Here is an 8,679-nt window from a genome sequence, read left to right on the forward strand (position 1 = left end):
CGATGGGCGCCAAGACCGGCACCGTGAAGGTTCCGTTCCGCTTCCCGGGCGGCGCGTAAGCTTCAGAGCTTACTTGCTGAAAACACCCCCGTCGGTCCGCCGGCGGGGGTTTTTCGTGTCTGGGATCCAGCGCCGGATCGACATTCACGAGCTGGCGCATTTTCTCCGGCGCTAACAATCGCCTTCCTGGGCCTTGTGCCCAGGATCCATGGTTCAGCCTGCTCAGGTTTTTGCAGGCTGGCCTGGGTCTGAGCGGTCGCGGGCATGGGCCCTCGCCACGAGGGCGAGGGAGGCGGCAGTGGGGGACTGCTTTTACCGACCCGGTACGCCAGTCGATACGGCCTAACCCACCGCTCCCAGCACAGCCCTCGCCACCTGCGCCGCCTGGCTCCGGATGTCGGGCACGGCGTTGATCTCCCACCAGGCGCCGCGCGTCACCGGGCCGACCGCGAACAGGCTGGGGGCGGCCGCGCCCGAGATGTCGAGCAGGCGGTTGTCGGGATCGACGTCGAGACCCAGCCGCATCGGGTCGGGGCGCGCCAGGCCCCGGCGGATCAGGTCGAGGACCAGCGGATCGCGCGATCGTGTCACGTCGCCGGTGGGGCCGGTGGCGTTGATCACCGCGCTGACGACGAACGGCTGGGCGTCCATCTCGCCGCGCGGCCGCCAGGCGCCTTCGACGCGGCCGTCCGGCCTCTCGGCCAGGCGCACGATCTTGCCGGCGGCGACCTTCAGGCGTCGGGACTGGCGCAGATTGGCCACGCGGGACGCCACCTCGGGCGACAGGCGATGGCGGTGCACGTCCCAGAACGGCCGCGCGTGACGCAGGAAGGCCTGCTTGCGCGCCACGCTCCAGCCGCGCCACAGGTCCTGGGTCGCCGGGCGCAGGGCGTCGACCGCCGTCCGCCAGCCGTGCACGGCCGCCGTCCGCTTCAGCCATTCCAAGGCCGCGTGGGGGCTCAGGTCGCGCGAGGGCGGCTGTGGCGGGTGTTCGGGCGGCTCGCCCTCGTGCTCGCGCGGCGTCAGGCCCCGTCGTGACAGGGCGATGATCGAACGGCCGGGCATGGCGTCTTCCAGGCTCAGGGCCACGTCGATCATGGTCAGGCCCGTGCCGAGCAGCAGCACCGGCCCCTGCGGCAGGGCCTTCGGATCCCAGCGCCAGGGATCGGCGACATAGGCGGGCGAGGCGGCCAGGGCCTCGTCGACGCCGGCCGGCCGGCAGGGCGGCGGATTGCCCAGGGCCAGGACCACGGCGTTGGCCAGGATCGGCCGGCCCATGGCCGTCGTCAGTCGCCAGCCGTCGCCGCCCGGCTCCAGGCCCACCACCTCGTAGGGCGCGACGATCAGCCGGCCCGCGGCTTCCGGCCCGGCGACCGCGTCGGCCAGCAGGCCCTGCAGATAGCGGCCGTAGTCGCCGCGCGTGGCGAAATCGCCGGCCCCGACCTCCAGTCCCTGGCCGCGCAGCCAGGCGGTGAAGTCGCCCGGCCGGTCCGGCCAGGCGCTCATGTTGCCGGCCCGCACGTTCAGCCGGTGGCTGGGATTATGCGTGGCGTAGGCCGCGCCCAGGCCCACGGGGCTGCGCCGCTCCAGCAGGACGACCCGCGCGCCGTCGCCCTCCCGCAAAAGGTGCAGGGCGGTCATGACGCCGCTGAAGCCGGCGCCGACCACGGCGATCACGGGACGCGATGTCATCGGGAGAAAACTCTATGAAATTGATGGGGTTTGTTTCGGCGATCCTCAAGCGTCGCGCAAGGGCGCTGTCGAGCCCCGCTGATGGTTTCGTCCGGCACCGCTGAAACATCGCGACAACCCCAGCGACTATGTGTTCCGCAAATGCCGATTATTGCGTATCGCGATATATAAATCTCTGAATTCTTTCGGAGAAATACTCGTTCGCCGGGTTTGGGCGCGCTCGCCATGTTCGCCTCCGCCGACCGTCTCGTGTCGGCGAGATGGAGGTTCCCCATGAGCGTCGTCCTCGACCAGCTCCGCCCGTCCGTCGGTCCGGTCCTCGCCTGACGTCCGCCGGACCGCCCACGACCTTCCTCTCTTTCAAGACCATGCAACGACGCGGATCACCGCGCGGGGGATAGACTTTTGACTCGTGTTTCCCAGATCCTGGCTTCCCAGACCCCGATTTCCCAGACCCTCAAACGTTCGGCCTTCGCCGGTCTGCTGCTGGCCTGCGCCTCGGGCGCGGCCTTGGCCGCCGAGCCGATCCCGACTGTCGACGCGCCCGACGCGGCGCTCGACTCCGTGGACGGCGTCGTCGTCACCGGCGTGCGCGGTGTGCGCCGTACGGTCGCCGACAGCCCCGCGCCCATCGACGTCATCTCCTCCGAGCAGCTCACCGCCACCGGCAAGGTCGGTCTGAAGGAGGTGCTCAACACCCTGATCCCGTCGTTCAACCTGCCCGGCGTCAACGGCGGCGGCACCTCGTGGACGGTGCGGGCCATCACCCTGCGCGGCCTCAACGGCGACCAGGCCCTGTTCCTGGTCAACGGCAAGCGCCGCCACACCACCTCGCTGATCAACAACCTGGCCCGCGTCGGCCGCGGCGGCGTGCCGGTCGATCTCGACCTGATCCCGGCCAGCGCCATCGAGCGCATCGAGGTGCTGCGCGACGGCGCCTCGGCCCAGTACGGTTCGGACGCCATCGCCGGCGTCGTCAACATCATCCTCAAGAAGGGAACCGAAGGCGGCGAGTTCTCCTACACCGGCGGCCAGAACTATCTGGGCGACGGCGACACCCGCGCCGCCAGCCTGACCTGGGCCCGCCCGCTGGGCGAGGACGGCGGTTTCCTGCAGCTGGCGATCAACTGGAAGAACAACGAGGCCGCCTCGCGCGCCGTGCCGTCCCGCGCCCAGTACCTCTACCAGCCCACCGTCACCACGACCGGCGGCGTGACCACGGTCACCCCCGACGCCCGCGACGCCACCGCCGACCGCTACTACTGGGGCGCCAGCTACGGCCCGGGCGAGGAAGACATCATCGCCACGGCCTACAACGCCGAACTGCCCTGGCGCGACCTGACGCTCTATTCCAGCGGCACGGTCAGCCACCGCTCGTCGAAGAAGGTCACCGGCAGCTTCCTGCCCAACCTCGCGCCCGTCACCGGCGTCACCGCCGGCCGGCCGTTGAACCGCAACTCGCTGCCCGAGGTCTATCCGAACGGCTTCAACGCCCTGCGGCGGATCTTCGAGCTCGACTGGCAGACCAGCTTCGGCGCACGCGGCGAAAAGGCCGGCTGGTCGTGGGACGCCTCGACCACCTTCGCCCAGGACCACGCCCAGCTCGACGGCGAGAACACGCTGAACGCCACCCTCGGCACCGACAGCCCGACCTATTTCCACCTGTCGACCCACCAGTTCCAGCAGTGGACCAACAACCTCGACGTCACGCGGGAGTTTGCGGGCGTCCTGCCGCATCCGCTGCAGGTGTCGTGGGGCCTCGAGCACCGCTACGAGCACTTCCTGATCGAGGCCGGCGACGAGGCCTCCTACGTGGTCGGCGACTACGTCATCCCGGCCGGCCAGCCCTTCGCCGGCCTGCGCCCGAACCCTGGCCTGTCGTCCTACGCCGGCACCGCGCCCGAGGACGCCGGCTCGACCTCGCGCCATTCCTACGCCGTCTATGCCGACCTCGGGACCGATCTGACGGAAAACTGGTACGTCGGCGCCGCGCTGCGCCACGAGCGCTACACCGGCGACGTCGGCGAGACGACCAGCGGCAAGCTGACCACCCGCTGGGAGTTCCTGCCCGGCTACGCCCTGCGCGCCACGGTCAGCAACGGCTTCCGCGCCCCGTCGCTGGGCCAGAGCATCTTCGCCACCTCGACCATCTCCGGCAGCCTGTGCCCGGCCGCGCCCAACAACACCTTCCGCGGCGGCGTCTGCACGCCCGGCGAATACCTGACCTATCCGACCAAGGTGCTGCGCACCGACAGCGCCGAGGCCAAGGCCCTGGGCGCGACGCCGCTGAAGCCTGAGACCTCGACCAACTACAGCTTCGGCATCACCGCCGAGCCGCTGGCCCGCCTTCGCCTGACCCTCGACGCCTACCAGATCGACATCGACGACCGCATCGTCGACACCAGCAACCTCGACCTGTCGGTGACCCAGCTGCAGTCGCAGGCGGCGCTGGTCGGCCTGCTGGCCCGCTTCCCGCAGGGCCTGACGGCGACCTACTACACCAACGCCGTCTCGACCCGGACGACGGGGATCGACTTCGTGGCCGAGTACGGCCTCGACCTCGGCTCGGCCGGCAAGCTGAACCTCAACGCCGCCTACGCCTTCAACAAGACCAAGGTCCGCGACGTCATCGAGACGCCGGCCATCCTCAAGGCGGTGAACCCCAGCCTCGTCCTGTTCGACCGCCAGAAGATCTCTGACCTGACCCGCGGCACGCCGCGCGAAAAGATCGTGCTGGGCGCGGTCTGGAGCCGCCAGACGCTCAGCGCCAGCCTGCGCGCCACCCGCTACGGCGAATATACCGAGGCCGGAACCTCGGCGAGCCTCGACCGCACCTTCAGTCCCAAGTGGGTGACCGATCTCGACATCGCCTGGGACGTGCGGCCGACCACCAACATCGCCATCGGGGCCAACAACCTGTTCGACCAGCACCCCGACAAGATCGGCATCGTCAATTCCGACCAGGGCACGCTGCAGTTCGGCCTGTTCTCGCCCTTCGGCATCACCGGCGGCTACTACTACGCCCGCCTGACCCAACGCTTCTAAGGGGAGGGCGGCATGCAAAGACGCCAGCTCATCATCGGCCTCGGCGCGCTCGCCGGTCTCTCGTCGGGGCTTGCGGCCTGCGGCAAGGGCGATGCGGCCGCGCCGCTCAAGGTCGGCAGCCAGCGCGGCGGCACCAAGGCCGTGCTGATCGCCTCGGGCGCCCTCGAAGGCGTCCCCTACAAGATCGAGTGGAGCGAATTCCCCGCCGCTCAGCCCCTGCTCGAGGCCCTGGGCGCTGGAGCGGTGGACCTGGGCGAGGCCGGCGACGCGCCGTTCCTGTTCGCCTATGCCAGCGGGGCCAAGATCAAGGCCGTCCAGGCCGCCCGCAGCGGCGGCGGGGCGACCGCCATCCTGGTCCCCAAGGACTCGCCCATCCGCGCGCCCGCCGACCTGAAGGGCAAGAAGATCGCCACGGGGCGCGGCTCGATCGGCCACTACCTGCTGCTGCGGGTGATCGAGAAGGCGGGCCTCAAGCCGTCCGACATCTCGCTGGTCTTCCTCAGCCCGGGCGACGCCAAGGCCGCCTTCACCGCCGGCTCGATCGACGCCTGGGTGACCTGGGGCTCCTACGTCGCCCTGGCCCGCCTGCACGACAGCGCCCGCATCCTGGTCGACGGCGAGGGGATCCTGCTCGGCGCCGGCTACGAGGCCGCCAGCCTCAAGGCGATCGAGACCAAGCGGCCGCAGATCGACGACTTCCTGCGCCGCCTGGCCAGGGCCCGGCGCTGGGCGATCGACAATCCCGACGCCTTCGCCGCTGTGCTGTCCAAGGAGACCGGCCTGTCGCTGGACGTGGCCCAGTACACCGTCCGCTACTACCGCTTCGCCCCCGTGCCGATCGACGACGGTTCGGTGACCGAGGCCCGCGCCGTGCTCGACCATTTCCGCGGCGCCGGGGCGATCACCTCGACCCTCGATCCGGCCGCCGCCTTCGACCGCTCGTTCAACGGAACGGTGGCCGGATGAGCGCGGATTTCGAGACGCCGCATTGGGAGACCGACGTCCTGGTCATCGGCGGGGGGCTGGCCGGAACCTGGGCCGCGATCGCCGCCGCCCGCGAGGGGGCGCGGGTGATCCTGGCCGACAAGGGATACTGCGGAACCAGCGGCGTCACCGCCACGGCCGGACCCGGTCATTGGTGGGTTCCGCCCGAGCAGCGCGAGGCGGCCGTCGCCGACCGCTTCAAGCGCTCGCTGGGCCTGGGCGATCCCGACTGGATGGCGCGGATCCTCGATCTTACCTGGACCAGCCTGCCGCAACTGGCCGGGCGCTACGCCTTCACCCAGGACGACAAGGGCCAGACCTACTACCGAGGTCTGCGCGGCCCCGAATACATGCGGGCCATGCGGGCCTTCGCCCTGGAAGCCGGGGCGACCATCCTCGACCACCATCCGGCCCTGGAACTGCTGACCGACTCCGACGGCGTGGTCACCGGCGCGGCCGGGATCGCTCTGCGCGGCGAGCGGCCGTGGACGATCCGGGCCGGGGCGGTGGTGCTGGCCACCGGCGGCTGCGCCTTCGCCTCGCGCCTGCTGGGCTCGGCCAACAACACGGGCGATGGCCTGCTGATGGGCGTCGAGGTCGGGGCCGACGTCTCGGGCATGGAGTTCACCAACTACTACACGGCCATGCCGGCCGGCACGAACATGGCCCGCTCGATGAGCTTCGCCTTCGCCCGCTGGTTCGACGAGGCAGACAACGCGCTCGACATCCCGCCGGGGCCGGATCCGTCGCCGCACCTGGCCCGGGCCCTGCTGAAGGGGCGGCTCTACTGCCGGCTCGACCGCATCCCGCAGGACATCCGCGAGGTCATGCCCCAGGTGCAGCCCAACTTCGTTCGGCCCTTCGCCCGCTTCGGCATCGACGCCTATGCCGAGCGCTTCGAGGCGACCCTGGTGGCCGAGGGCACGGTGCGCGGCATCGGGGGCCTGCGGGTCACCGACACGCTCTGCCAGACCGCCGCCCCCGGCCTGTTCGCCGCCGGCGACGCGGCCAGCCGCGAGCGGGTCACAGGCGCGATCTCGGGCGGCGGGGCGGTGAACTCGTCCTGGGCGTTGTCGTCGGGCCAGTGGGCCGGGCAGGGGGCGGCGCGCTTTTCCCGCTCGCGTGAAGCCAAGGCCGGCGAGCGCCTGCGCCACATCGGCCAGGCCGGGCTTAGGCCGACGAGCCGCTCGGCCGAGGTCGACCTGCCGGCGGCGCGCCAGATCGTGCGCGACGAGATGGGGGCCTATGACCGCAACATCTTCCGCACCGGCGAGGCCTTGGCCGCCTCGGGCGAGCGGCTCGACGAAGCCTGGCGCGAGATCTCCGCCCATGCCGGCGGCTGGGGCAGGGGGCTGCTCAGGGCGCGGGAAGCCGCCGCCCTGGTCGCCGCCGCGCGCTGGAGCAAGGCCTCGGCCCTGCTGCGCCGCGAGAGCCGCGGCATGCATCGCCGCGAGGACGCCCCGGGCCTCGACCCGCGCCTGGCCTCGCGCCAGCGCGCTCACGGCCTGGACCGCGTCGTCACCCGGTTCGAGAGCACCCGCCTGGAGGAAGTCGCATGATCGAGGTCGTGATCGACGACCGCTGCGGTGGTTGCGGGTCTTGCGTCGACGTCTGCCCCAGCGACGTCCTGGCGCGCGGTCCGAACGGCAAGGCGATCATCGCCCGCCAGGCCGACTGCCAGACCTGCTACCTGTGCGAACTCTACTGCCCGGAAGACGCCCTGTTCGTCTGGCCCGAGACCGATCGGGTCGTCGGGCTGACGGTCGAGCAGGCCCTGGCCACCGGCGACGTCGGCGGCTTCCGGCGCGACAGCGGCTGGGACGAGCACGCCGCCACCCACACCAACCAGCACTGGCGCATGGGGGCGATCTTCGAGCGCGCCCGCCTGATGGCGATCGCAGACGCAGACGCCGCCCAAGGGGGCGCCAAGACCGCTCGAGACGAAAACGGGAGGATTTCATGAGCCAACAGACCCTGCGCGAGCGCCTGGCCGCTCTGCATGCCGAACGCGTCCGCACCTGGGAGCCGGCCGCGCTGAAGATCAACATCGACCAGCGCGCCCGCCTGGTCGAGGCGGCCGACCCCGACGCCTGGGTCAAGGTCGGCGACAAGGTCGAACCCTTCGTCCTGAAGGACGTCGAGGGCGGCGACCTGACCCTGGAAGGTCTGACCGCCAAGGGCCCGGCGGTGCTGATCTTCTTCCGCTTCGCCGGCTGCCCGGCCTGCAACATCGCCTTGCCCTACTATGAAGAGACCCTGGCCCCGGCCCTCAAGGCGATCGGCGCGACCCTGGTCGCCGTCAGCCCGCAGGTTCCCGAGCGCCTGGTCGAAATCCGCACGCGGCATGGCCTCAGCTACAAGGTCGCCGCCGACCTCGGCAACGAGCTGGGCCGTCGCTTCGGCGTCACCTATGTCGCCGACCAGGCCAGCCAGGACGCCCAGCGCGCCAAGGGAAGCTTCATCGGCGACGTCACCGGCACGGGAACCTGGGAACTGCCGCAGCCGGCCGTGGTGGTCATCGACCGCGCCGGCGTCGTCCGCTTCGCCGACGTCAGCCCCGACTGGCTGGTCCGCACCGAAGCCGACCCCATCATCGCCGCCGTGCGCGCCCTGACCCCGGCTCCGGCGGCGGTGTGAGGCTAAAGATCCTCCCCCTCTGGGGGAGGTGGCCCAGAGGGCCGGAGGGGGGCAGTTTTCAGCTGCCTCGGCGCCGACCGTCCACTCCCCCGTAAAATCCCCGCGAAAGCGGGGACCCAGGTGTTTTATCGTCGAGCGCCCTGGGTTTCAGAAAAAGCCTGGGTCCCCGCTTTCACGGGGATTTTACGGAGTTGGGGCGGCCTTACGCACGCTGCTCACACGGCGTACGCGGAAAAAGAACCCAACCAACTCAAAGCCCTGCAACTTTATAACCCCAACTTATCCCCACCCATTCGAGCCGCCCCATAATCATCCCCATCC

Annotated in this window: 6 protein-coding genes; 5 read left to right on the forward strand and 1 reads right to left on the reverse strand. The window is 70.6% G+C overall.

The annotated features are described in order from the left end of the window. Nucleotides 1-342 precede the first annotated feature (342 nt). Nucleotides 343-1,692: an FAD/NAD(P)-binding protein gene (locus tag DMC18_RS20935; protein WP_110133278.1), complete on the reverse strand. Its 1,350-nt coding sequence runs from the start codon at nt 1,690-1,692 to the stop codon at nt 343-345. 405 nt (nt 1,693-2,097) lie between these two features. On the opposite strand from DMC18_RS20935, the gene DMC18_RS20940 reads away from it, so the two are divergent. Genes DMC18_RS20940 through DMC18_RS20960 form a run of 5 tightly spaced genes read left to right on the forward strand, consistent with a single transcriptional unit; the run spans nt 2,098 to nt 8,358 of the window. Next, nucleotides 2,098-4,737 carry a TonB-dependent siderophore receptor gene (locus DMC18_RS20940; RefSeq protein WP_233245197.1) on the forward strand — a complete coding sequence of 880 codons (2,640 nt, stop codon included), beginning with the start codon at nt 2,098-2,100 and terminating at the stop codon, nt 4,735-4,737. Between the two features lie 12 nt (nt 4,738-4,749). After that, nucleotides 4,750-5,703 carry an ABC transporter substrate-binding protein gene (locus DMC18_RS20945; protein WP_110118935.1) on the forward strand — a complete coding sequence of 318 codons (954 nt, stop codon included), beginning with the start codon at nt 4,750-4,752 and terminating at the stop codon, nt 5,701-5,703. Further along, nucleotides 5,700-7,280, forward strand: coding sequence for an FAD-binding protein (locus tag DMC18_RS20950; protein WP_110133279.1), 1,581 nt, complete (start codon nt 5,700-5,702; stop codon nt 7,278-7,280). The genes DMC18_RS20945 and DMC18_RS20950 overlap by 4 nt, the downstream gene beginning before the upstream one ends. Beyond that, nucleotides 7,277-7,684: a ferredoxin family protein gene (locus DMC18_RS20955; protein WP_110118938.1), complete on the forward strand. Its 408-nt coding sequence runs from the start codon at nt 7,277-7,279 to the stop codon at nt 7,682-7,684. The genes DMC18_RS20950 and DMC18_RS20955 overlap by 4 nt, the downstream gene beginning before the upstream one ends. Beyond that, a complete protein-coding gene (locus DMC18_RS20960; protein ID WP_110118939.1) occupies nt 7,681-8,358 on the forward strand; it encodes a peroxiredoxin-like family protein in 678 nt (225 codons plus the stop codon). The genes DMC18_RS20955 and DMC18_RS20960 overlap by 4 nt, the downstream gene beginning before the upstream one ends. Nucleotides 8,359-8,679: the final 321 nt, after the last annotated feature.

Origin of the sequence: Caulobacter sp. D5, from assembly GCF_003185805.1 — a bacterium.
GTDB lineage: Bacteria > Pseudomonadota > Alphaproteobacteria > Caulobacterales > Caulobacteraceae > Caulobacter.

Coding starts and splice junctions, on each gene's coding strand:
- DMC18_RS20955 (WP_110118938.1), top strand. CDS start 7,277: ATGATCGAGGTCGTGATCGACGACCGCTGCGGTGGTTGCGGGTCTTGC.
- DMC18_RS20960 (WP_110118939.1), top strand. CDS start 7,681: ATGAGCCAACAGACCCTGCGCGAGCGCCTGGCCGCTCTGCATGCCGAA.
- DMC18_RS20950 (WP_110133279.1), top strand. CDS start 5,700: ATGAGCGCGGATTTCGAGACGCCGCATTGGGAGACCGACGTCCTGGTC.
- DMC18_RS20945 (WP_110118935.1), top strand. CDS start 4,750: ATGCAAAGACGCCAGCTCATCATCGGCCTCGGCGCGCTCGCCGGTCTC.
- DMC18_RS20935 (WP_110133278.1), bottom strand. CDS start 1,692: ATGACATCGCGTCCCGTGATCGCCGTGGTCGGCGCCGGCTTCAGCGGC.